Annotated in this window: 24 protein-coding genes; 5 read left to right on the top strand and 19 right to left on the bottom strand. The window is 61.8% G+C overall.

What is annotated here, in order from left to right:
- The first annotated feature begins 13 nt into the window (after positions 1-13).
- Positions 14-445: a PA3611 family quorum-sensing-regulated virulence factor gene (locus L9B60_RS19465; protein ID WP_249672366.1), complete on the top strand. Its 432-nt coding sequence runs from the start codon at positions 14-16 to the stop codon at positions 443-445.
- Here the strand turns inward: L9B60_RS19465 and L9B60_RS19460 are convergent, their stop codons facing one another.
- Positions 446-646: a hypothetical protein gene (locus L9B60_RS19460; protein WP_249672365.1), complete on the bottom strand. Its 201-nt coding sequence runs from the start codon at positions 644-646 to the stop codon at positions 446-448. It lies immediately after the preceding gene.
- Between the two features lie 275 nt (positions 647-921).
- On the opposite strand from L9B60_RS19460, the gene L9B60_RS19455 reads away from it, so the two are divergent.
- Positions 922-2,040, top strand: a complete 1,119-nt coding sequence (locus tag L9B60_RS19455; protein WP_249672364.1) for an LOG family protein — start codon at positions 922-924, stop codon at positions 2,038-2,040.
- Between the two features lie 9 nt (positions 2,041-2,049).
- Here the strand turns inward: L9B60_RS19455 and recX are convergent, their stop codons facing one another.
- From recX to L9B60_RS19440, 3 genes are all read right to left on the bottom strand, one after another.
- Positions 2,050-2,517 carry a recombination regulator RecX gene (recX, locus tag L9B60_RS19450; RefSeq protein WP_249672363.1) on the bottom strand — a complete coding sequence of 156 codons (468 nt, stop codon included), beginning with the start codon at positions 2,515-2,517 and terminating at the stop codon, positions 2,050-2,052.
- Positions 2,518-2,528: 11 nt separating this feature from the next.
- Positions 2,529-3,608: a recombinase RecA gene (gene recA / locus L9B60_RS19445; protein ID WP_249672362.1), complete on the bottom strand. Its 1,080-nt coding sequence runs from the start codon at positions 3,606-3,608 to the stop codon at positions 2,529-2,531.
- A 107-nt stretch (positions 3,609-3,715) separates the two neighbouring features.
- A complete protein-coding gene (locus L9B60_RS19440; RefSeq protein ID WP_249672361.1) occupies positions 3,716-4,195 on the bottom strand; it encodes a CinA family protein in 480 nt (159 codons plus the stop codon).
- A gap of 158 nt (positions 4,196-4,353) precedes the next feature.
- Here L9B60_RS19440 and mutS point away from each other — a divergent pair, with 158 nt between their 5' ends.
- Both mutS and fdxA read left to right on the top strand, forming a co-directional pair.
- Positions 4,354-6,921, top strand: coding sequence for a DNA mismatch repair protein MutS (mutS, locus tag L9B60_RS19435; protein ID WP_249672360.1), 2,568 nt, complete (start codon positions 4,354-4,356; stop codon positions 6,919-6,921).
- Between the two features lie 139 nt (positions 6,922-7,060).
- The gene (fdxA, locus tag L9B60_RS19430) at positions 7,061-7,384 is read left to right on the top strand and encodes a ferredoxin FdxA (RefSeq protein ID WP_249672359.1); all 324 of its coding nucleotides are present in this window, start codon (positions 7,061-7,063) and stop codon (positions 7,382-7,384) included.
- A 492-nt stretch (positions 7,385-7,876) separates the two neighbouring features.
- Here fdxA and rpoS read toward each other — a convergent pair whose 3' ends face one another.
- The 8 genes from rpoS to L9B60_RS19390 form a co-directional block, all read right to left on the bottom strand.
- Positions 7,877-8,881 (bottom strand): RNA polymerase sigma factor RpoS, encoded by a 1,005-nt coding sequence (gene rpoS / locus L9B60_RS19425; protein ID WP_249672358.1) that lies wholly within the window; start codon positions 8,879-8,881, stop codon positions 7,877-7,879.
- Between the two features lie 106 nt (positions 8,882-8,987).
- Positions 8,988-9,845, bottom strand: a complete 858-nt coding sequence (locus L9B60_RS19420; RefSeq protein WP_249672357.1) for a peptidoglycan DD-metalloendopeptidase family protein — start codon at positions 9,843-9,845, stop codon at positions 8,988-8,990.
- Positions 9,846-10,035: 190 nt separating this feature from the next.
- Entirely contained in the window at positions 10,036-10,671 is a 636-nt protein-coding gene (locus L9B60_RS19415) for a protein-L-isoaspartate(D-aspartate) O-methyltransferase (protein WP_249679794.1), read from the bottom strand.
- A 38-nt stretch (positions 10,672-10,709) separates the two neighbouring features.
- Positions 10,710-11,459, bottom strand: coding sequence for a 5'/3'-nucleotidase SurE (gene surE, locus L9B60_RS19410; protein ID WP_249672356.1), 750 nt, complete (start codon positions 11,457-11,459; stop codon positions 10,710-10,712).
- The gene (truD, locus tag L9B60_RS19405) at positions 11,447-12,505 is read right to left on the bottom strand and encodes a tRNA pseudouridine(13) synthase TruD (protein ID WP_249672355.1); all 1,059 of its coding nucleotides are present in this window, start codon (positions 12,503-12,505) and stop codon (positions 11,447-11,449) included. Before truD ends, surE begins: the two co-directional genes overlap by 13 nt.
- The gene (ispF, locus tag L9B60_RS19400) at positions 12,502-12,975 is read right to left on the bottom strand and encodes a 2-C-methyl-D-erythritol 2,4-cyclodiphosphate synthase (protein WP_249672354.1); all 474 of its coding nucleotides are present in this window, start codon (positions 12,973-12,975) and stop codon (positions 12,502-12,504) included. The genes truD and ispF overlap by 4 nt, the downstream gene beginning before the upstream one ends.
- 138 nt (positions 12,976-13,113) lie before the next feature.
- Complete coding sequence (gene fghA, locus L9B60_RS19395; protein WP_249672353.1) at positions 13,114-13,971, bottom strand: S-formylglutathione hydrolase; 858 nt, start codon at positions 13,969-13,971, stop codon at positions 13,114-13,116.
- An 8-nt stretch (positions 13,972-13,979) separates the two neighbouring features.
- A complete protein-coding gene (locus L9B60_RS19390; protein ID WP_249672352.1) occupies positions 13,980-15,092 on the bottom strand; it encodes an S-(hydroxymethyl)glutathione dehydrogenase/class III alcohol dehydrogenase in 1,113 nt (370 codons plus the stop codon).
- Between the two features lie 106 nt (positions 15,093-15,198).
- Between L9B60_RS19390 and L9B60_RS19385 the strand changes: the two genes are divergently transcribed.
- Positions 15,199-16,098 (top strand): LysR family transcriptional regulator, encoded by a 900-nt coding sequence (locus L9B60_RS19385; RefSeq protein WP_249672351.1) that lies wholly within the window; start codon positions 15,199-15,201, stop codon positions 16,096-16,098.
- A gap of 17 nt (positions 16,099-16,115) precedes the next feature.
- On the opposite strand, the gene ispD is transcribed toward L9B60_RS19385, so the two are convergent.
- From ispD to L9B60_RS19350, 7 genes are all read right to left on the bottom strand, one after another.
- Complete coding sequence (ispD, locus tag L9B60_RS19380) at positions 16,116-16,823, bottom strand: 2-C-methyl-D-erythritol 4-phosphate cytidylyltransferase (protein WP_249672350.1); 708 nt, start codon at positions 16,821-16,823, stop codon at positions 16,116-16,118.
- Positions 16,820-17,098 carry a cell division protein FtsB gene (gene ftsB, locus L9B60_RS19375; protein ID WP_249672349.1) on the bottom strand — a complete coding sequence of 93 codons (279 nt, stop codon included), beginning with the start codon at positions 17,096-17,098 and terminating at the stop codon, positions 16,820-16,822. The genes ispD and ftsB overlap by 4 nt, the downstream gene beginning before the upstream one ends.
- 154 nt (positions 17,099-17,252) lie before the next feature.
- Positions 17,253-18,542, bottom strand: coding sequence for a phosphopyruvate hydratase (gene eno / locus L9B60_RS19370; protein ID WP_249672348.1), 1,290 nt, complete (start codon positions 18,540-18,542; stop codon positions 17,253-17,255).
- Positions 18,543-18,709: 167 nt separating this feature from the next.
- Entirely contained in the window at positions 18,710-19,555 is an 846-nt protein-coding gene (kdsA, locus tag L9B60_RS19365) for a 3-deoxy-8-phosphooctulonate synthase (RefSeq protein ID WP_249672347.1), read from the bottom strand.
- Between the two features lie 4 nt (positions 19,556-19,559).
- On the bottom strand, positions 19,560-21,191 hold the full coding sequence (gene pyrG / locus L9B60_RS19360) for a CTP synthase (RefSeq protein WP_249672346.1): 1,632 nt from the start codon (positions 21,189-21,191) through the stop codon (positions 19,560-19,562).
- Between the two features lie 169 nt (positions 21,192-21,360).
- The gene (tilS, locus tag L9B60_RS19355) at positions 21,361-22,650 is read right to left on the bottom strand and encodes a tRNA lysidine(34) synthetase TilS (protein WP_249672345.1); all 1,290 of its coding nucleotides are present in this window, start codon (positions 22,648-22,650) and stop codon (positions 21,361-21,363) included.
- A 93-nt stretch (positions 22,651-22,743) separates the two neighbouring features.
- A complete protein-coding gene (locus tag L9B60_RS19350) occupies positions 22,744-23,691 on the bottom strand; it encodes an acetyl-CoA carboxylase carboxyltransferase subunit alpha (protein ID WP_249672344.1) in 948 nt (315 codons plus the stop codon).
- Between the last annotated feature and the right edge of the window lie 109 nt (positions 23,692-23,800).

Below are 23,800 nucleotides of genomic sequence, written 5' to 3'. Positions count from 1 at the left end.
TCAGGAGAGTTTCATGCTGCGCTTTATCGTCCCGTCCCTCACCCTCGCTCTGGTACTGCCACTGGCAGCCAACGCGGCCTCCCTGCAAGAGTTCGAACTGGGCAAATTGCTGAAACAGGTCGCGGAGCAGAGCAACGTCGGTACCCCACGGGAGATCAACGAGAACATCCTGGACCAGGGTTACACCGTCGAAGGCAACGAACTGGTCGATCACCTGAGCGTGATGCAGGGCGAAGCGGAAAAAATGCGCGCCAACCCTGAGGCGATGCGCGTACAACTGGGCCGCAGCGTGTGCAGCAACAAAGGCTACCGTGACCTGATGGCCAAAGGTGCCGCCATGCGTTACGAGTTCACCGAGAACAAGACCAACCTGGCCGTGACCACTCAGCGCTACACCGAAGCGCACTGCAAGCTGCTCGATGGCAAAGCCGCCAAGAAGAAGTAATCAGTTACGCCGAGAACTGGCGCGCTGCTGCTCATCGTCAGCGCGCAACTCGGCGAGCAAAGCCTGCATGTAACTGGATCGGCGCTCCGCGCCCTCCAGGCGGCGCATGCACTCCTCCTCCACGGACAGGTTATTGGCCTGCGCCGCCCGCTTGAGTAATCCGTATAACTGCGTGTCGAGCTCCAGACTCAATCGTTGCATCACCGCCTCCGTGCCGAGCGCCGAAACCATGGCCCTCTGATATCAAGTAAATCAGAGGATCGAACTTATTGGATCCGCGCTGACCAACGGTCTTTTGGTAACGTTTCAGGCCCGAAAGCGATTGCCGTTCAGGGGCTTATGAGCACATCATCAAGTCAGCATAAACAGCCGGCAGGGTCTAGATTTAGAAGACTGTCTTTTAATCGACGATCGGGTCACCTGGAGGAGCCCCCCCGCTGCACTGCCAAAGGTTCACATGCAAAAGGAGAAGCTGAATGCCTTACGAACCGAATGACTTCCTGTCCAGCCACTTCAAGAACGGTGGCGTGGACCTTGCCAGGGTCGAAGAACAACTCAACCTGGTAGCCCCCGACAGCCCCAACCTGGCGCTGTACCGCGACATGATATTGACCGTGCTGCGCATGGCCCAGGACGACAGTAACCGCTGGAACGCCAAGATTACCCTGCAAGCCTTGCGTGAACTCGACCACGCGTTCCGCGTGCTCGAGCAATTCAAGGGCCGGCGCAAGGTCACCGTGTTCGGTTCCGCCCGCACACCGGCCGAGCACCCTTTGTACGCACTGGCTCGGGAACTTGGCGCCGCCCTGGCAAGCTCTGACCTGATGGTCATCACCGGTGCCGGTGGCGGCATCATGGCCGCGGCCCACGAAGGTGCTGGCCTGGAACACAGCCTGGGCTTCAACATCACCCTGCCTTTCGAGCAACACGCCAACGCCACCGTGGATGGCACCGACAAATTGCTGCCCTTTCACTTTTTCTTCACCCGCAAACTGTTCTTCGTCAAGGAAGCCGACGCCCTGGTGCTATGCCCGGGTGGCTTTGGTACGTTGGACGAGGCGCTGGAAGTGCTGACTTTGATCCAGACGGGCAAGAGCCCGTTGGTACCGGTGGTGCTGATCGACGCGCCAGGCGGTAGCTTCTGGAAGGATTGGCTGGCATTTATCGGCAAGCAACTGGAGGCCAACCACTACATTTTGCCCGCCGACCTGAAACTGATGCGCCTGGTAGACACCGCCGAGGAAGCGGTCCAGGAGATCAACCAGTTCTATAGCAACTTCCACTCCAGCCGCTGGCTGAAGAACCAGTTCGTGATCCGCATGCAGCACGGCCTCAGCGAAACGGCACTGGAACATGCCCAGTCCGCCTTCGCCGACCTGCGCCTGAGCGGGGACTTCCATCAACATGCCTATGCCGGTGAAGAGCACGACGAGGCGCGGTTCAGCCACCTGGTGCGGCTGGCCTTTACCTTCACGGCCCGCGACCAGGGCCGCTTGCGCGAACTGATCGACTACATCAACCTACCGGAAAACTGGGCCAAGCCCGCTCAGGCGGTCAAGAGCCAGCGCAACCGCGAGCCGCTCAAGGTCACCTGAAGCGCGGTCTCAATCATACATGTCACGGCCGCTGAGCAAGCGGCCGACCATGTCCATCGAGTACCCCCGATACACCAGAAAGCGCGTCTGCTGGGCGCGCTCGCGCGGCTCCCTGGGCAACTCACCGGCGAATTTGCGCTGCCACACCTCGATCAGTTTCTCTCGCCAGTCAAAACCCGATTCGCGCAAAGCCTGCTCAACGTCGCTGCGCTGCAAGCCACGCTGGTTCAGCTCTTCACGAATACGCGCAGGCCCATAGCCCGAGCGGGCACGGTAGTTGATGAAGCTTTCCAGATAACGGGATTCGGACAACAGGCCCTCTTCCGTCAGCCGGTCAAGTGCTTCGTCGATCATTTCGGGCGAGGCGCCGCGCTGACGCAACTTGCGCGTCAGCTCGACCCGACCGTGCTCGCGTCGCGCGAGCAGGTCCATTGCAGACCGTCGCACAGCGACGGGTGTATCCAGTACGACAGGCATGAACGGCCAGCTTAGAAGTTGGCGTCGGCGTCGGCCAGGTCGTCTTCAGGCTCGACTTGCGCAACGGCTGCGGCAGCAGCAGCGGCCTTGGCGGCTTCAGGGCCACCGGTCAGCAGCTTGTCGCGGATCTGCTTCTCGAGGGTAGCGGCGATTTCGGGGTTGTCTTGCAGGAACTTGGCCGAGTTGGCCTTGCCCTGGCCGATCTTGCTGCCTTGGTAGCTGTACCAGGCGCCGGATTTTTCCAGCAGGCCCTGCTGCACGCCCAGATCGATGATCTCGCCGTTCAGGTAGATACCCTTGCCGTACAGGATCTGGAATTCAGCCTGACGGAATGGTGGGGCCACCTTGTTCTTGACCACCTTGACGCGGGTCTCGCTACCGACCACTTCGTCGCCTTCCTTCACCGCGCCAGTACGACGGATGTCCAGGCGCACCGATGCGTAGAACTTCAGCGCGTTACCACCGGTGGTGGTTTCCGGGCTGCCAAACATCACGCCGATCTTCATGCGGATCTGGTTGATGAAGATCACCAGGCAGTTGGCGTTCTTGATGTTACCGGTGATTTTACGCAGGGCCTGGGACATCAGGCGCGCTTGCAGGCCGACGTGCATGTCGCCCATCTCACCTTCGATTTCAGCTTTTGGCACCAGGGCGGCCACGGAGTCGACGATGATCACGTCAACGGCGTTGGAACGCACCAGCATGTCGGTGATTTCCAGCGCCTGCTCACCGGTGTCCGGCTGGGAAACCAGCAGGTCATCGACGTTCACGCCCAGCTTGCCGGCGTACTCGGGGTCCAGGGCGTGCTCGGCGTCGACGAAGGCGCAGGTGGCACCGGCGCGTTGTGCCTGGGCAATGACCGACAGGGTCAGGGTGGTTTTACCCGACGACTCCGGGCCATAGATCTCGACGATACGGCCTTTTGGCAGACCGCCGATGCCCAGCGCGATGTCCAGACCCAGGGAGCCGGTGGAGATGGCCGGGATCGCCTGACGGTCATGATCGCCCATACGCATCACGGCACCCTTGCCGAATTGACGTTCGATCTGACCTAGGGCCGCAGCCAAGGCTTTCTTCTTGTTGTCGTCCATTAAAGTCCTCTCTAAAAATCAATAAGGCCGATTGGCCGGATAACTGTATAAGTAGCCAGTATTATTCCACAGGGATCGCTGCACGCCTACCCCCGTGTTGCTATTTCTCATGCCACGGGATGTATCAGCCCCTCTAGCGCGGCCTTCACCGTTTGTCGGCGGACTTCGTCGCGGTCACCGGGGAACTGGCGGCGCTCACTCACGACGGTATCGCCATCGGCCCACGCCAACCAAACGGTGCCCACCGGCTTCTCGGGCGAGCCACCATCGGGCCCGGCCACGCCACTGACCGCCACGCCAAAACGCGCGCCGCTGCGCTGGCAGGCACCCCGCACCATGGCCTCGACCACCTCGCGGCTGACCGCGCCTACCTGGGTGAACAACTCGCTTGGCACGCCCAGTTGCGCAGTCTTCTGGGTGTTGGAATAGGTGATGTAACCCGCCTCGAACCAGGCGGAGCTGCCCGGCACCCGGGTGATCGCCTCGCCGATACCACCGCCGGTGCAGGATTCGGCCGTGGTGACCTGGGCCCCCAGGGCACGCAGATGCTGGCCCAGGCGGGCGGATAATTCGGTGAGCTGATCCATGATGGCTCCAGTGCGCAGGCGGATTTGCCCGATACCCTACACCAGGCGGCCCGTGGCCTGCAGCCTATCTGCGGCGCGCCTACGGCAACGGCTGGAAAATCCCTGTAGTATTAGCCGCTTGCCTATTGTCACACCGACACCGCGAGCCAAGTTTTTACATGAGTGATCTCTCCAGCCACACCCCGATGATGCAGCAATACTGGCGCCTGAAAAATCAGCACCCCGACCAGCTGATGTTCTACCGCATGGGCGATTTCTACGAAATCTTCTACGAAGACGCGAAGAAAGCCGCCAAGTTGCTGGACATCACCCTGACCGCGCGCGGGCAGTCGGCGGGGCAGTCGATCCCCATGTGCGGCATCCCTTACCACGCCGCCGAGGGTTACCTGGCCAAGCTGGTCAAGCTGGGCGAGTCGGTGGTGATCTGCGAGCAGATCGGCGACCCGGCCACCAGCAAGGGGCCGGTGGAACGCCAGGTGGTGCGCATCATTACCCCCGGCACCGTCAGTGACGAAGCGCTGCTGGACGAGCGCCGCGACAACCTGATCGCTGCCGTGCTGGGTGACGAACGCCTGTTCGGCCTGGCTGTGCTGGACATCACCAGCGGCAACTTCAGCGTGCTGGAAATCAAAGGCTGGGAAAACCTGCTGGCCGAGCTTGAGCGCATCAACCCGGTGGAGCTGCTGATCCCCGATGATTGGCCGCAAGGCTTGCCGGCGGAAAAACGCCGCGGCGCGCGGCGCCGTGCGCCGTGGGACTTCGAGCGCGACACCGCGCACAAAAGCCTGTGCCAGCAGTTCTCCACCCAGGACCTCAAGGGCTTTGGCTGCGAGAAGCTGACCCTGGCCATCGGCGCCGCAGGTTGCTTGCTGGGCTACGCCAAAGAAACCCAGCGCACTGCCCTGCCGCACTTGCGCAGCCTGAAACACGAGCGCCTGGACGACACCGTGGTGCTGGACGGCGCCACCCGCCGCAACCTGGAGCTGGACGTGAACCTGGCCGGCGGGCGCGACAACACCCTGCAATCGGTCATCGACCGCTGCCAGACCGCCATGGGTAGCCGCCTGCTGACGCGCTGGCTGAATCGCCCGCTGCGCGATCTGAAAGTGCTGCAGGCACGCCAAGGCTCGATCAGTTGCCTGCTCGACGGCTACCGCTTCGAAAGCCTGCAACCGCAGCTCAAGGAAATCGGCGACATCGAGCGCATCCTCGCGCGGATCGGCCTGCGCAACGCCCGCCCGCGCGACCTGGCACGCCTGCGCGACGCCCTGGGCGCGTTGCCGGAACTGCAAGTGGCCATGTCCGAGCTCGAGGCGCCGCACCTGGCGCTGCTGGCGACCATCGCCGGTACTTACCCGGAACTTGCTGACCTGCTGAGCAAGGCCATCATCGACAACCCACCCGCGGTCATTCGTGACGGCGGCGTGCTGAAGACCGGCTACGACAGCGAGCTGGACGAGTTGCTGTCGCTGAGCGAAAACGCCGGCCAGTTCCTGATCGACCTGGAGGCTCGGGAGAAGGCCCGCACCGGCCTTTCGCACCTGAAGGTCGGCTACAACCGCGTGCACGGCTACTTCATCGAACTGCCGAGCAGACAGGCCGAGCAGGCCCCGGTCGACTATCAGCGGCGCCAGACCCTCAAGGGTGCCGAGCGCTTCATCACCCCCGAACTCAAGGAGTTCGAAGACAAGGCGCTGTCGGCCAAAAGCCGTGCCCTGGCCCGCGAGAAACTGCTTTACGAAGCCCTGCTCGAGGACCTGATCAGCCACCTGGCCCCGCTGCAGGACACCGCCGCGGCCCTGGCCGAGCTGGACGTGCTGAGCAACCTGGCCGAGCGCGCGCTGACCCTGGACCTCAACTGCCCGGTGTTCGTCGAAGAGCCGTGCATGCGCATCGATCAAGGCCGCCACCCAGTGGTGGAGCAAGTGCTGACCACCCCGTTCGTCGCCAACGACCTGGCGCTGGACGACAGTACCCGCATGCTGGTGATCACCGGCCCGAACATGGGCGGTAAATCCACCTACATGCGCCAGACCGCGCTGATCGTGCTGATGGCCCATATCGGCAGCTTCGTGCCGGCAAAAAGCTGCGAGCTATCGCTGGTGGACCGGATCTTCACCCGCATCGGCTCCAGCGACGACCTGGCCGGCGGGCGTTCGACCTTCATGGTCGAAATGAGTGAAACCGCCAACATCCTGCACAACGCCACCGACCGCAGCCTGGTGCTGATGGACGAAGTAGGCCGCGGCACTAGCACCTTCGATGGCCTCTCCCTGGCATGGGCGGCGGCCGAGCGCCTGGCGCAACTGCGCGCCTACACGCTGTTTGCCACGCACTACTTCGAGCTGACCGTACTGCCCGAGGCCCAACCGCTGGTGGCCAACGTGCACTTGAGCGCCACCGAGCACAAGGAACGCATCGTGTTCCTGCACCATGTATTGCCGGGGCCTGCCAGCCAAAGCTATGGCCTGGCCGTGGCGCAATTGGCCGGTGTGCCTGACGTGGTCATCCAGCGCGCTAAAGAGCACTTGAGCCGCCTGGAAACCACCAGCCTGCCGCACGAAATGCCGGTTCCAGCACCGGGCAAGGCCCCTGTCCCCCATCAAAGCGATTTGTTCGCCAGCCTGCCGCACCCGGTGCTCGAAGAGCTGTCGCGCACCGATGTGGATGGCCTGACACCTCGCCAGGCGATGGAATTGCTCTATACACTGAAGACACGGATCTAACGCTTAGCCGTGCAAGCTGATAGAATCCCGCGCGGTTTGGGAATGCTGCGGGCTTTTAGCCTGGTCCGCCGCTGACCATCCCGAACCAAGCAGCCCTGTCTGTAAGGGCTTCGCTGCCGCCTTGAGGAGAGAACTAGAAATGACCTTCGTCGTCACCGACAACTGCATCAAGTGCAAGTACACCGACTGCGTAGAAGTGTGTCCGGTGGACTGCTTTTACGAAGGCCCGAACTTCCTGGTCATTCACCCGGACGAGTGCATCGATTGCGCGCTCTGTGAGCCTGAATGCCCGGCAGTTGCCATCTTCTCCGAAGATGAAGTCCCGGCCGACATGCAAGAATTCATTCAGCTGAACGTGGAGTTGGCCGAGATCTGGCCCAACATCACCGAACGCAGAGAAGCCATGCCCGACGCTGAAGAATGGGATGGCAAGAAAGGCAAGATCAAGGAACTGGAGCGCTAAGCGTTTCTGCTTCCTCCAAAAGGCCCCTACCGGGGCCTTTTTTTTTGCCCCGCCGCCGCCGTAGCCGATGGTTAAATTTCGGGCAAAAAAAAGGGGCGGTATGAACCGCCCACATTTTTTCCCTAGTCCCTTTAATCCTTTTCATCGTCCTGATGAATCGCCTCCTGCGATGTCCTTGACCCTCTTCCGTGAAGGCCGTGCCCATCCCTGTGCACAGGTCTGATATTAGAGAATTCGAGTGGATGAGCAACCCGTAAAAGCTTTCAAGAAAAGTCATTCTCAAAATATTAATGTAGATATATTCATATTAAATCAAGCAGTTAAGCTAAACAAAAAGCCCTTTAGCCCCATCTTTTACAGGCAAAACAGACATTCACTTACACCCCTTGTGAGTGAACGCGTACATGCACTAGCGCCATTGCCAAACGAAAACGCCCCGAACCAGTCGGGGCGCTCTTCGCGGTGTGGCCTCGCGGCCAGTAGCGTCAGGGTTTACTGAAACAATGATTCACTGGAAAGGCCGTTTTTCTCGAGGATTTCCCGCAGGCGCTTGAGCCCCTCTACCTGGATCTGGCGCACCCGCTCGCGGGTGAGGCCAATCTCCAGGCCAACGTCTTCCAGGGTACTGCTTTCATGCCCGCGCAAACCAAAGCGACGCACCACGACCTCGCGCTGCTTGTCGGTCAATTCCGAGAGCCATTGGTCGATGCTCTGGGACAGATCGTCGTCCTGAAGCAGCTCGCAGGGATCGGTGGGACGGTCGTCGGTCAGGGTGTCCAGCAGGGTCTTGTCGGAGTCCGGCCCCAGCGAGACGTCCACCGAGGAAACCCGCTCGTTCAAGCCGAGCATGCGCTTGACCTCGCCGACCGGTTTTTCCAGCAGGCTGGCAATTTCTTCCGGCGACGGTTCGTGGTCAAGTTTTTGAGTGAGCTCACGGGCCGCGCGAAGGTAGACGTTGAGCTCCTTCACGACATGGATCGGCAACCGGATGGTCCGGGTCTGATTCATGATGGCGCGTTCGATGGTCTGGCGGATCCACCAGGTGGCGTAAGTCGAGAAACGGAAGCCGCGTTCCGGATCGAACTTTTCGACGGCGCGGATAAGCCCCAGGTTGCCTTCCTCGATGAGGTCCAGCAGGGACAAACCACGGTTGACATAGCGACGAGCGATTTTTACCACCAGGCGCAAGTTACTTTCGATCATGCGCTTGCGGCCGGCCGGATCACCCTTTTGCGACAAGCGCGCAAAGTGCACTTCTTCTTCCGGGGACAACAACGGGGAAAAACCGATTTCGTTCAAATACAACTGGGTGGCATCGAGTGCCCGGGTGTAGTCGATGTACTTGTGCTGCTTGAGTGCTGTGGAGTTCTTGGCCTTGGCACGAACTGCAGGTGCAACTGGTTCTGCATCCGCTACCGCATCCAAGACGATGCCGGCTTCCATAAGGAGCACCTCATCGTCGATGTCAAACTCCGGCGCTTCTTTGTTGAGAGCCATTGTTATAGTCCTTTGTTGAGTTCGACCTCAAGCCCTAGCGACGCCTCTATCCTTGGCAACGCTTGAGCCTGTCCCCTCTACGTGAAAGAACAGGCTGGTACGGCATTCAACGACGTGGCAGGAATTGCAGCGGATCTACCGGTTTACCCTGACGGCGAATTTCAAAATGAAGCTTCACCCGGTCAGTCCCCGTTGAACCCATTTCGGCAATTGTCTGTCCGACCTTGACCTGCTGCCCCTCCCGAACCAACAACCTGCGGTTATGACCGTAGGCACTTACGTAGGTATCGCTGTGTTTGATGATGATCAATTCGCCGTAGCCCCGCAAGCCACTCCCGGCGTAAACCACAGATCCATCAGACGCAGCAAAAACAGGCTGTCCCAATTCACCGGCGATATCAACGCCTTTATTCAAACTGCCGTTTGAAGCAAATTTTCCAATCAACACGCCGTTCGCCGGCCATGCCCAACCGCCCGTGACCTTCTCGCCAGCCGGCACTGGAGTCGGCTCTGGCGCACTTGACGCAGCGGCAACGGGGGCTACGACCACGGGTGCCGCCGTGCCTGCAGGGCGGCGGGTCATGGTGAACTTGCTCGACGGCGTGCTGGATGTCTGGCTTTGCGCCGCGACCACAGGCGCAGCCGCTGCAGCGCCACTGTCAAAGCGAATCGTTTGCCCCGGATGAATGGTATAGGGCTCCGGTATGCTGTTGCGTGCGGCCAAAGCCTTCCAGTCCCACCCGTAGCGGAAAGCGATGGAGAACAAGGTGTCGCCACGGCGCACCGCATACTGCCCGGTCGTAACCGTGGGGTTCTGCGGCTTGGCGTTGGCCCGATCGACCACCCGCACGCCGCTGGAGGGCGTACTCGAACAACCGGCCAGAGACGTAATGAGGGCAAGGCCAATCACCAGTAGCTTGAAACTCGATATACCTGCACGCTGCCGAATGACTGTGAGACTCACCCGCCGCTCCCTTGGATAGTGGTGACTGTTCTGAAAATACCGTATGTGTCGCAATTATAACCGTCCGCTGCGACTTTACCTGCCTCTAAAGTACGGCAAGTTATTGAGTAGCCTTGATGAACCGACGCCGCAGGTTCCGCACTCAGACACAGGGAGTGCGCAGGAATTCACCGCCGCGGCAAAACATTGTTCATGCCAGGGGCCCATTGAGCAGCGGCACGAAGCGCACGGCGCCCAGTACATGCCGGGAAAAACCGTTTTCTTCGCGAATGATCAACATCAACTGCTGAACTTCACCGGCGCCCACCGGGATGACCAGCCGCCCACCGGGGGCCAGTTGATCCAGCAGCGCCTGGGGCACGTCGGTGGCCACTGCGGTAACGATGATACCGTTGTAAGGCGCCAGCGCCGGCCAGCCTTCCCAGCCATCGCCCCAACGAAACACCACGTTGCGCGTGTTGAGCTCCACCAGGCGCTCCTTGGCGCGGTCCTGCAGCACCTTGATGCGCTCGACGGAAAACACCCGCTCCACCAACTGGGCCAGCACCGCCGTCTGGTAACCGGACCCGGTGCCAATCTCCAGCACCTTGTCCAGGGGGCCCGCCTCCAGCAGCAGCTCGCTCATGCGCGCCACCATGTAAGGCTGGGAGATGGTCTGGTTATGGCCGATGGGCAAGGCCGTGTCTTCGTACGCACGGTGCGCCAGCGCCTCGTCGACGAACAGATGACGCGGCGTGCGGCGGATCACCTCGAGCACCTGGGTGCTGGAGACGCCCTCTTCGTAAAGGCGCTGGATCAACCGCTCGCGGGTACGCTGCGAGGTCATGCCGATGCCGCGACGCAGCATGTCATCGTGCTCACGCATCAGCGCAGCCCCTCCAGCCAGCCTTCAAGGGAGCTGAAGGCCTCGTTGAAGGTTCGATCCAGCTGCAACGGCGTGACCGACACATAGCCTTGCATCACGGCGTGGAAATCAGTGCCTGGGCCGCCATCCTCGGCGTCCCCGGCCACCGCGATCCAGTAGCCTTCCTTGCCACGCGGGTCGACCATGCGCGTGGGCGCGGCGGCGCGGGCGCGATGGCCCAGGCGCGTCAACTGGATACCCTTGATGCGCTCCAGCGGCAGGTTGGGAATATTCACGTTGAGCACGGTGCGCGGCGGCAGGTCGAGGCGATCGTGCGCCTCCACCAGCCGACGGGCGAACCAGGCTGCGGTGGCGAGGTTGTCCGGCTGGCGCGAGAGCAGCGAGAAAGCGAACGAGGTGCGCCCCAGGAAGCGCCCCTCCAGGGCGGCAGCCACGGTGCCGGAATACAGCACGTCGTCACCCAGGTTGGCACCCAGGTTGATCCCCGACACCACCAGGTCCGGCTCGAACGCCAGCAAGCCGTTGAGGCCCAGGTGCACGCAATCGGTGGGTGTGCCATTAAGGCTGATAAACCCATTGGCCAATGTTTGCGGGTGCAAAGGCCGGTCGAGCGTCAGCGAACTGCTGGCGCCGCTTTTATCCTGGTCAGGGGCGATCACCGTGCACTCGGCATAGTCGGCCAGCGCGCCATACAGCGCGGCGAGCCCGGGTGCTGCGACCCCGTCGTCGTTTGAAATCAGAATACGCATTGGCTGTCCGTCTGCCCTGCCGGCACCAGATCGACGAGTTCACGCACCACGACGGTGGCGAAGCATCCGGCCGGAAGGACGAATTCCAGTTGCAGAATGTCAGGCTCGGGATAATGCCACGTCAAACCGCCAATGGGCAGCCGCAGGATGCGTCGTTCGTGCGCCATGCCCGCTTTAACCAACCAGTCACGCAGATGCGGTTCGCGCGCGGCAATTTCCTGTTCCACATCATGGATGCGCCCAGTGGCCGGCGAGTCACCTTCCCCCCACTGGGGGCCGGTAGGGTGCAGGTCCAGGATCGCCAGGCGCGGGTCGCTGCATTCAGCCTCCCCTGCCGGGAAAAAACTGCGGCTGTCGGTGAACGCCAGCAAATCGCCCACCTGCGCCTGGTTCCAGGTACCGGCGGCCACGCGCGCGCCCAGCACCTGATTGAACAGATAACTGCGCGCGGTGGAGAGCAGGCGCGAACGTACGTTGCGCTGCTCTGGCAGCGCCTGGCGCTCGGCCCATTGGCGGGCATCGAAGACGTTGCCGCCCTGATGGCCAAAGCGCTGGGTGCCGAAATAGTTGGGCACGCCATTGGCCTTCAGTTGCGCCAGGCGCGCATCCAGGGCGGGGTGATCGGCCTGCAACGCGGTGAGGCGCAAGGTAAAACCGTTCGCCGAGTGCGCGCCACGCTGCAGCTTGCGCTTGTGACGGGCGATTTTCAGGATACGCAGGGTCTCGTTTTCGGCTGCCGACATATCGGGGTCGGCCTTGCCCGGCAAATGCAGGCTGAACCATTGCCGGGTCAGGGCCTGGCGATCCTTGAGGCCGGCATAGCTGACCGTGCGCAAGGGCACGCCCGCAGCCTTGGCCAGGCGCCGGGCGGCTTCCTCGGTGTTGAGGTTGCGTTTTTCAACCCACAGCCAGAGATGCTCGCCCTCACCGGCCAGCGGGATATCAAGCACTTCGTCGACCTGGAAGTCTTCGGCGGTGGCCTTTAGCACGGCGCTGCCCAGCGCCTCGCCCGATGCACGCGGGCCCAGCAGTTGTGTCTCGTTCATCGGGCAAGCAACAAGGCGACGGCGTGAACGGCAATACCTTCTTCACGGCCGGTGAAACCGAGTTTTTCCTCGGTGGTGGCCTTGACGTTGACCTGGTCGAGCTCGACCTGCAGGTCGGCGGCGATCTGCGCGCGCATGGTTTCGATGTGCGGGGCCATTTTCGGCGCCTGGGCAACGATGGTGGCGTCGACGTTGCCGACCTTCCAACCCTTGGCCTGGACGATGGACACGACGTGACGCAACAGCACGCGGCTGTCGGCGCCCTTGAATTGCGGATCGGTGTCGGGGAAATGCTTGCCGATGTCACCCAGTGCGGCCGCGCCGAGCAAGGCATCGCTCAAGGCATGCAGCAGCACGTCACCATCGGAATGCGCGAGCAAGCCGAATTTGTGTGCAATGCGCACGCCGCCCAAGGTAATGAATTCGCCTTCAGCGAAACGGTGCACATCGTAGCCGTGGCCAATACGCATATAAAAAAACGCCCCGATTGAGTCAGGGCGTGATTCTACCTACTTTGGGGGTGCTTGCGCTTGGTAAAAGCTCGGCGGTGTGTCAGATAGAACGCGTCGTACTTTTCGCGGATGAATCCGCTCCTACAGAGCTTGGTGTCAGCTCTTGTGGGACGATTCCAGTGCTGCGGCGTGATGTCGCAAGTGGTCGTCAATAAAGCTGGCGATGAAGTAGTAGCTGTGGTCATAGCCCGGCTGCAACCGCACCTCGATCGGGTAGCCAGCCGCCTTCGCCGCCTGAACCAGCACTTCGGGCTTGAGCTGGGTGGCAAGGAAGTCGTCACGGTCACCCTGGTCGACCAGCGTCGGCAGTTTTTCCGACGCTTCGCTGATCAACACACTAGCGTCCCACTCACGCCAGCGCGAACGCTCGTCGCCCAGGTAGCGCGAGAACGCTTTCTGCCCCCATGGGCAATCCATCGGATTGCTGATGGGCGAGAAGGCCGACACCGACCGATAGCGCCCCGGGTTGCGCAACGCGCACACCAACGCGCCATGGCCACCCATGGAGTGGCCGCTGATGGCCCGCTGTTGCGAAGCCGGGAAATGCGCCTCCACGAGGGCTGGCAGCTCCTGCACTACATAGTCATGCATGCGGTAGTGCTTGGCCCAGGGCTGCTGGGTGGCATTGAGGTAGAAGCCGGCGCCCAGGCCAAAGTCCCAGGCACCCTGCGGGTCACCCGGCACATCGGCGCCACGGGGGCTGGTGTCTGGCGCGACGATGATCAACCCCAACTCGGCGGCGAGCTTGTGCGCACCGGCCTTTTGCATGAAGTTCTCGTCGGTGCAGGTCAGGCCCGACAGCCAATACAACACCGGCAACGTGCCGCCCTGCTCTGCCTGCGGCGGCAGGTACACGGCGAAGGTCATGTCGCAACCCAACACCTCGGAGCGATGGCGGTAGCGTTTGTGCCAACCGCCGAAGCTTTTTTGGCAGGAGACGTTTTCCAGGCTCATGGGCGACCTCAGAAATGGATGACGGTACGGATGCTTTTGCCTTCATGCATCAGGTCGAAAGCCTTGTTGATATCTTCCAGGCCCATGGCGTGGGTGATGAAAGTATCCAGAGGGATCTCGCCCTTGCCGGCCATGTCGACATAGCTTGGCAATTCGGTGCGCCCGCGCACGCCGCCGAATGCCGACCCGCGCCAGACGCGACCGGTCACCAGTTGGAACGGACGGGTGGCGATTTCCTGGCCTGCACCGGCCACGCCGATGATCACTGACTCACCCCAACCCTTGTGCGCGCACTCAAGCGCGGCACGCATCAGTTGTACGTTGCCGATGCACTCGAACGAAAAGTCCACGCCGCCATCGGTCATGTCGACGATCACTTCCTGGATCGGACGATCGAAGTCTTTCGGGTTGACGCAATCGGTTGCACCCAACTGGCGGGCGATTTCGAACTTGGCCGGGTTGATGTCGATGGCGATGATGCGCGCCGCCTTGGCCTTGACCGCACCGATCACTGCCGACAAACCGATGCCACCCAGGCCGAAGATTGCCACGGTGTCACCGGGCTTGACCTTGGCGGTGTTGAGCACCGCGCCAATGCCGGTGGTGACGCCACAGCCCAGCAGGCAGACTTTTTCCAGCGGCGCCTCTTTCTGGATCTTGGCCACGGAGATTTCCGGCAACACGGTGTACTCGGAAAAGGTCGAGGTGCCCATGTAGTGGAAAATTGGCTTGCCGTTGTAGGAGAAACGGCTGGTGCCGTCAGGCATCAGGCCTTTGCCCTGCGTCGCGCGAATGGCTTGGCACAGGTTGGTCTTGCCCGACAGGCAGAATTTGCACTGGCGGCATTCCGGGGTGTACAGCGGGATCACATGGTCACCGACTGCCACCGAGGTCACGCCCTCGCCGATGGCCTCGACGATACCGCCGCCTTCATGGCCCAGGATCGAGGGGAAGATACCTTCCGGATCAGCGCCCGACAGGGTGTAGGCATCGGTGTGGCACACACCCGAAGCGATGACGCGCACCAGGACTTCACCGGCTTTGGGCATGGCCACATCGACTTCAACGATTTCCAGCGGTTTCTTGGCCTCGAACGCTACGGCAGCACGGGACTTGATCATCGAAAAGGCTCCTTGAGGGAATACGGTAGCCATGAAGTGTAATTCAGTCTTGAATGATGAATAATCCGGTGAAAGGCAAAACATTATTGCTGTACAGGGACAATCAATGACCGACAACCGTTGGGAAGGCATCGACGAATTCGTTGCCGTGGCTGAATGTTGCCAATTCACCGCCGCCGCCGAACGCCTGGGAATTTCTTCCTCACACATCAGCCGGCAGATCGCCCGGTTGGAGGACCGCCTGCAAACCCGCCTGCTGTACCGCAGCACGCGGCGAGTCACGCTGACCGAGGCCGGCCAGACCTTCCTGCAGCATTGCCAACGCTTGCAAGATGGGCGCGAAGAGGCCTTGCGGGCGGTCGGCGACTTGACCAGCGAGCCCAAGGGCCTGCTGCGCCTGACCTGCGCGGTGGCCTACGGCGAGCGCTTTATCGTGCCACTGGTGACGCGTTTCATGGGCCTGTACCCGCAGCTGCGCATCGATATCGAATTGAGCAACCGCACCCTGGACTTGGTGCACGAAGGCCTGGACCTGGCTATTCGCCTGGGCCGTTTGCAGGATTCGCGGATGGTGGCAGCGCGCCTGGCGCCCCGGCGCATGTATTTATGCGCCGCGCCCAGCTACCTGGAACGCTACGGGCGACCGCACAGTGTGTCGGAGCTGGGCCGGCACAATTGCCTGATCGGCAGCAGCGACATCTGGCAACTGGAACAAAACGGTCGGGAATACGCGCAGCGGGTGCAGGGCAACTGGCGCTGCAACAGCGGGCAGGCGGTATTGGATGCCGCACTGCAAGGCGTGGGGTTATGCCAATTACCCGATTACTACGTGCTGGAGCACCTCAAGAGCGGTGCGCTGATACCGCTGCTCCAAGGCCATCAGCCGCCGAACACCGCCGTGTGGGCGCTGTATCCGCAGCAACGGCATTTGTCACCCAAGGTGCGCAAGCTGGTGGATTATCTGCGCGAGGGGTTGGCGAAACGGCCGGAGTATTGCGGCGATTGACCTGCACTGTCGCGGACTTATCCGCGAAGCGACCAGCGCGACTTCAGGTATTCAAGGTCTTCCGGGCGGGTGACCTTGATATTGTCCGAACGGCCTTCGATCAAACGCGGCGCCTGCCCGGCCCATTCGATGGCCGAGGCCTCGTCGGTGATCGCCACGTCGGCGACCAGGCTGTCGGCCAGCGCGCGATGCAAGGCACCCAGGCGGAACATTTGCGGGGTGTAGGCCTGCCAGATGGTGCTGCGGTCGATGGTTTCGCGCACTCGGCCCTGGCTGTCGGCGCGCTTGAGCGTATCGCGGGCCGGCACCGCCAGCAGGCCGCCCACGGGGTCATCGGCCAACTCTCCGAGCAACTTGTCCAGATCGGCGCGGGCCAGGTTCGGCCGCGCGGCATCATGCACCAGCACCCAGTCATCATCGCCCGCGCCATGGGCGTTCAGGTACAGCAAAGCGTTTAGCACCGAGTCCGCCCGTTCGCGACCGCCGGCAGCACGCTGGATACGCGCATCACGGGCGCTGGCAAGGCTAGGCCAGTACGGGTCGTCTTCAGCAAGGCTGACCACCAGGCCCTTGAGCGCGGGGTGATCAAGAAAACAGTCGAGGCTATGCTCAAGGATCGTGCGCCCGCCCAGTTGCAAGTACTGCTTGGGACGGTCTGCGGCCATACGGGCACCTACGCCCGCGGCGGGGATCACTGCCCAGAAGGCAGGCAACGCGGTATTCATTGGGCCAACTGGTAGAGGGTTTCGCCCTCCTTGACCATGCCCAGTTCATGGCGAGCGCGCTCTTCCACGGTCTCCATGCCCTTTTTCAATTCGGCCACTTCCGCATCGAGGACGCGGTTGCGCTCCAGCAAGTTTTCATTTTCGGCATGCTGGTCGGCGATCTGCTGCTGCAGGCTGGCCACCTGCGCCAGGCTTCCGTTGCCCACCCAGAGGCGATACTGCAGGCCACCGAGCAGCAAAAGCAAAACCAGAAATAACCAATAGGGGCTGCGCATCAAGGTATCCAGTGGAAAAAGACAGTCGCGACGGTGGTACGACTGATGGCACGAAGCCTGGCATCGGCCAGGCTCTGTGCGGTGTAGCGTTCGCAATCAGGACGCATCGGAATGTGCCCCGATACGTCCCTGGCGTCTTTTTACCATTTAAAGCTTAGCCGCGAAACTCGGCACGGCCACGGTAAACCGCCTTGGCACCCAGTTGTTCTTCGATGCGCAGCAGTTGGTTGTACTTGGAGACGCGGTCGGAGCGGCACAGGGAACCGGTTTTGATCTGACCAGCGGCAGTGCCGACGGCCAGGTCAGCAATGGTCGAATCCTCGGTTTCGCCCGAACGGTGCGAAATGACCGCGGTGTAACCAGCGGCCTTGGCCATCTGGATGGCTTCCAGGGTTTCGGTCAGGGTGCCGATCTGGTTGAACTTGATCAGGATCGAGTTGGCGATCTTTTTATCGATGCCTTCTTTCAGGATCTTGGTGTTGGTCACGAACAGGTCGTCACCGACCAGTTGTACCTTCTCGCCGATCTTGTCGGTGAGGATCTTCCAGCCCGCCCAGTCGGATTCGTCCAGGCCGTCTTCGATGGAGATGATCGGGTAACGCTCGGTCAGCCCTTTCAGGTACTCGGCGAAACCTTCGGCGTCGAATGTGTGGCCTTCACCGGCCAGGTCGTAGGTGCCGTTCTCGTAGAATTCGCTGGCGGCGCAGTCCAGGGCCAGGGTCACGTCGGTGCCCAGCTTGTAACCGGCGTTGGCCACGGCTTCGGAGATCACTTTGAGTGCATCTTCGTTGGACGCCAGGTTAGGGGCGAAACCACCTTCGTCACCCACGGCAGTGCTCAGGCCACGGGCCTTGAGGACTTCCTTGAGGTGATGGAAAATCTCGGTGCCCATGCGCAGGCCTTCGGAGAAGGACTTGGCGCCTACTGGCTGAACCATGAATTCCTGGATGTCGACGTTGTTGTCGGCATGCTCGCCGCCGTTGATGATGTTCATCATCGGCACCGGCATCGAGTAAACGCCCGGGGTGCCGTTCAGGTTGGCGATGTGCGCGTACAGCGGCAGGTCCTGGTCCTGGGCTGCGGCCTTGGCGGCAGCCAGGGACACGGCGAGGATGGCGTTGGCGCCCAGGGAAGCCTTGTTCTCGGTACCGTCCAGCGCGATCATCGCGTGGTCCAGGCCCTTCTGGTCAACCGGGTCCCGGCCCAGCAGTGCCGAACGGATCGGGCCGTTGATGTTGCCAACGGCCTTCAGCACGCCCTTGCCCATGTAACGGCTCTTGTCGCCATCACGCAGCTCCAGCGCTTCACGCGAGCCGGTCGAAGCACCGGACGGCGCGCAGGCGCTGCCGATGATGCCGTTGTCGAGAAGCACGTCGGCTTCCACAGTGGGGTTGCCACGGGAGTCGAGAACTTCACGACCTTTGATGTCGACGATTTTTGCCATTGTTATAAGCACTCCAAAGTTAACTAGAACACTGTAGCGGCGCAGTTGCCGGCGACGGGGCCCAAGGGCACGCCATCGCCGGCCAGCCGCGCCCCTACAAGAGCAAGAGCTGCGCGGCCCGCAGGCCAGAGCGATAAATCGAGCGGTACTTTACCGGAAAAAACGTATCAGGCGGTTTCTACCGTCGGAAAACTTTTCACCAGTGCGTCCAATGCCTTGAGCTGGGCCAGGAATGGCTCCAGTTTGTCCAGGCGCAAGGCGCAAGGGCCGTCGCACTTGGCGTTGTCGGGGTCTGGGTGGGCTTCCAGGAACAACCCGGCCAGGCTCTGGCTCAGGCCAGCCTTGGCCAGGTCCAGCACCTGGGCACGACGCCCGCCGGCAGAATCCGAGCGACCGCCCGGCATCTGCAGGGCGTGGGTCACGTCGAAGAATACCGGGTACTCGAACTGCTTCATGATGCCGAAGCCGAGCATGTCGACCACCAGGTTGTTATAGCCGAAGCTGGAACCACGCTCGCAGAGGATCAGTTGATCATTGCCGGCCTCTTCGCACTTGGTCAGGATGTGTTTCATTTCCTGAGGTGCGAGGAACTGCGCCTTCTTGATGTTGATCACCGCATTGGTCTTGGCCATGGCCACCACCAGGTCGGTCTGGCGGGACAGGAAAGCCGGCAACTGGATGATGTCGCACACTTCGGCCACGGCAGCCGCTTGCTGCGGCTCGTGGACGTCGGTGATCAGCGGCACGTTGAAGGTACGCTTGATCTCTTCGAAGATGCGCAGGCCGGCTTCCAGGCCCGGGCCACGGTACGAGTTGACCGAGGACCGGTTGGCCTTGTCGAAACTGGCCTTGAACACGTAGGGGATACCGAGCTTCTCGGTGACCCGCACGTATTCTTCGCAGACCTTCATCGCCATGTCGCGCGATTCCAGCACGTTCATGCCGCCGAACAAAACCATAGGTTTGTCGTTGGCGATTTCGATGCTGCCTACGCGAATGATCTTCTGCGCCATGGGATCAGGCCTTCTTCTGGTGCTGGATCAGGGCTGCCTTGACGAAACCGCTGAACAGCGGGTGACCGTCACGTGGCGTGGAAGTGAACTCGGGGTGGAACTGGCAAGCGACGAACCATGGGTGGTCCTTGGCTTCGACCACTTCGACCAGCGCGCCGTCACCGGAACGACCCGACACCACCAGGCCCGCTTCGAGCAGTTGCGGCAGCAGGTTGTTGTTCACTTCGTAACGGTGGCGATGACGCTCCACGATCACGTCCTTGGCGTAGCAATCGTGCACCTTGGAGCCGTCGACCAGTTGGCAGTCCTGCGCACCCAGGCGCATGGTGCCGCCCAGATCGGAGGTTTCGGTGCGGGTTTCGACCGCGCCGGTGGCGTCTTCCCACTCGGTGATCAGGCCCACGACCGGGTGGCCGCTGGCGCGATCGAACTCGGTGGAGTTGGCGTCTTTCCAGCCCATCACGTTACGGGCGAACTCGATCACGGCCACTTGCATGCCCAGGCAGATACCCAGGTACGGCACCTTGTTCTCGCGAGCGTATTGCACCGCGGTGATCTTGCCTTCCACGCCGCGCAGACCGAAGCCACCCGGTACCAGGATGGCGTCCACGCCTTCCAGCAGGCCGGTGCCCTGGTTCTCGATGTCTTCGGAGTCGATGTAGCGCAAGTTGACCTTGGTACGGTTGCTGATGCCGGCGTGGCTCATCGCTTCGATCAGCGACTTGTAGGCGTCCAGCAGCTCCATGTACTTGCCGACCATGGCGATGGTCACTTCGTGCTCGGGGTTGAGCTTGGCATCCACGACCTTTTCCCACTCGGACAGGTCGGCGCCGCCGCATTGCAGGCCGAAACGTTCGACGACGAAATCATCCAGGCCTTGGGAATGCAGGATGCCCGGGATCTTGTAGATGGTATCGGCGTCTTCCAGCGCGATCACCGCACGTTCTTCAACGTTGGTGAACTGCGCGATCTTGCGACGCGAAGACACATCGATCGGGTGGTCGGAGCGGCAGACCAGCACGTCAGGTTGCAGGCCGATGGAGCGCAGCTCCTTGACCGAGTGCTGGGTAGGCTTGGTCTTGGTTTCGCCTGCGGTGGCGATATACGGAACCAGGGTCAGGTGCATCAACATCGCGCGCTTGGCGCCGACCTCGAAACGCAACTGACGGATAGCCTCGAGGAACGGTTGCGACTCGATGTCACCTACGGTGCCACCAATCTCGACCATCGCGACGTCGGCATCGCCGGCGCCCTTGATGATGCGACGCTTGATTTCGTCGGTGATGTGCGGGATCACCTGAATCGTTGCGCCCAGATAATCACCACGGCGCTCCTTGCGCAGGACGTGCTCGTAGACACGGCCGGTGGTGAAGTTGTTGTTCTGGGTCATGGTCGTGCGGATGAACCGCTCGTAGTGGCCCAGGTCCAGGTCGGTTTCGGCGCCGTCGTGGGTAACGAACACTTCACCGTGCTGGAAGGGGCTCATGGTGCCCGGATCGACGTTGATGTACGGATCCAGCTTGAGCATGGTGACCTTAAGTCCCCGCGCCTCCAGGATGGCCGCCAATGAAGCCGAGGCAATGCCTTTCCCCAATGAAGAAACAACACCGCCCGTGACGAAGATGTAGCGCGTCATGAAAAACCCTAGAAGTCTGCGTTAAAGCGGTCAGAGCCGCCGGGGAAAGCGAAGGAAGGCCGAAGCCCCCGGTGGCCAAAAACAGTTTGGCAACCGGCAACTGCCGTGATTCTGGTGAATGCACAGAAGTTGTATCAAGAAGGGAGCGTAGTCTACCGGAAACAGGCTTTCATCTCAAACGTTGAACGTTCGTCGGTGGTTGCCATTTCAATTCAAGGCCCTCGCGCCCCACTGCCGGCAGGTTGGCCACGGCTTGCAACTGGCCGTCGACGAACAGCAGCGGCAAGCGTGCGCGGACGAACGGTGGCAGCCCCGACTCGTTGAGCAGGCGCTTCAAGTCACGGCCACCCCGGCCAGGCACCTGCAACGCTTCACCGCCCTGGCGGTAGCGAACCTGGACCTGGCCCTGCGGCGTCACGCCACAGCACCGTAGCTGCCCATTGCCAGGCAATTCCAAGGCACGGGCCGGGTCCCCCCAGGCAAGGCCCGCTGGAACCGGCTGCAGCCAAAGGCCGCTCAACCACCAGATACGCCCGCCCGCGCGATGCAGTTCGCCGCCCTCCAGGCGCCAGACCGGCGCAGCATCGCCACGCGCATCGCGCAGGGTCTGCCAACCCACCCAATGCTGGCTGTCGGGCAAGCGTGTACGCGGCGCCAACCAGGCTTGCAAAGCGTTGCGCTGACGGGCCGCTGACAAGGCCTGCAACGCATCCAGCTGCAAGCTGGGCAAGGCCAGCCAGGGCCACGGCGAAGGCCGTTCGGCCGCCAGCAGATCCTGCACGGCCAACTCCTCAAGCAAGCCCAGGGCCTCGCCCAAGTGCGCGGCGCTGCGCGCCAGGTTGCCGGCCGCCTGTGGCCAGCGCTGCTCGATCACCGGCAGCACCTCACCACGCAGGTAGTTGCGCGAAAACTGTGTATCGGCATTGGACGGATCTTCGATCCATTGCAGGCCATGCGCCTGGGCGTAACGCTGCAATTCGGCGCGAGATACCTGCAACAACGGCCGCACCAGGCGACCCTGGCCCAGTGACCTGTCGCCTGCCATGGCCGCCAACCCGCGCACGCCTGCGCCCCGCAACAGGCGGAACAACAGGGTTTCGGCCTGATCATCACGGTGTTGGGCCACGAACAACACTTCGCCGGCGCGCAACTGCTGTTCGAAGGCCTGGTAACGCGCCTGGCGCGCCGCCTCTTCAACGCTGCCGCCCTGCCCCACCGCAACGCTCACGACACTCAACGGCACGCCCAGCTCATCGCACACCGCCTGACAATGGGCCGGCCACGCATCAGCCGCAGCTTGAAGGCCGTGATGGATGTGGATGGCATGCAGGGGCGGGGTGTCGGCCGTGGTGGCTAGCAGGTGCAGCAGGACGGTGGAGTCCAGGCCGCCAGAGAAGGCGATGTGCCAGGTGGGCGCGGTGCGCCAGGGAAGAAGATTGCGCTCAAGCAGGTGTTTCATGATTGGGCTCGGTGCGCTGTTTGCGGATAAATCCGCTCCTACAGGGAAAGCGCGTTTCGATGTAGGAGCGGATTTATCCGCGAAGGCCTCGGTTTACAGGCCGTAGCTCATCAGGCGGTCATAGCGGCGCTTGAGCAGCGCCTCCACGTCCAGGCCCTTGAGCATCGACAGCTGCGCGGTCAGCTCCTGGCGGATCAGCGCGGCGGCCGCAGCCGGGTCGCGGTGGGCGCCACCCAGCGGCTCGTTGATCACCTTGTCGACGATACCCAGGCCTTTGAGTCGCTCGGCGGTGATGCCCATGGCTTCGGCAGCGTCAGGCGCTTTTTCGGCGGTTTTCCACAGAATCGAGGCACAGCCTTCCGGCGAGATCACCGCGTACGTGGAGTACTGCAGCATGTTCAGTTGGTCACACACGCCGATGGCCAGTGCACCGCCCGAACCACCTTCGCCGATCACGGTGGCAATGATCGGGGTTTTCAGGCGCGCCATCACGCGTAGGTTCCAGGCGATCGCTTCGCTCTGGTTGCGCTCTTCGGCGTCGATCCCAGGGTAGGCACCCGGGGTGTCGATGAAGGTCAGGATCGGCATTTTGAAACGCTCGGCCATTTCCATCAGGCGGCAGGCCTTGCGGTAGCCTTCCGGGCGCGGCATGCCGAAATTGCGGCGCACCTTCTCGCGCACTTCACGGCCTTTCTGGTGACCGATCACCATCACCGGCTGGTCGTCCAGGCGAGCAACGCCACCAACGATAGCCGCGTCGTCGGAGAAATGACGGTCGCCGTGCAGTTCGTCGAACTCGGTGAAGATGTGCTGGATGTAATCCAGGGTGTACGGACGGCGCGGGTGACGCGCCATGCGAGCGATCTGCCAGCTGGTCAGATTGCCGAAGATGCTTTCGGTCAGCGTGCTGCTCTTGTCTTGCAGGCGAGCGATCTCATCGCCGATGTTCAGCGAGTTATCGTTGCCGACCAGGCGCAGCTCTTCAATCTTGGCTTGCAGGTCAGCGATCGGCTGTTCGAAATCAAGAAAATTCGGGTTCATAGGCATCCGTCTTGGGTCGACGGCCTGGCGGCCGGCCGGTTGATCCGTTGAGCGCCCTACCATAAGGGATCAGGCGCATTCAGGTCGAGTTTAAAAAATTCGGGTCGAG

The sequence above is a fragment of the Pseudomonas abieticivorans genome (genome assembly GCF_023509015.1).
Lineage (GTDB): Bacteria > Pseudomonadota > Gammaproteobacteria > Pseudomonadales > Pseudomonadaceae > Aquipseudomonas > Aquipseudomonas abieticivorans.
This window is presented reverse-complemented; position numbering and strand designations above follow the sequence as displayed.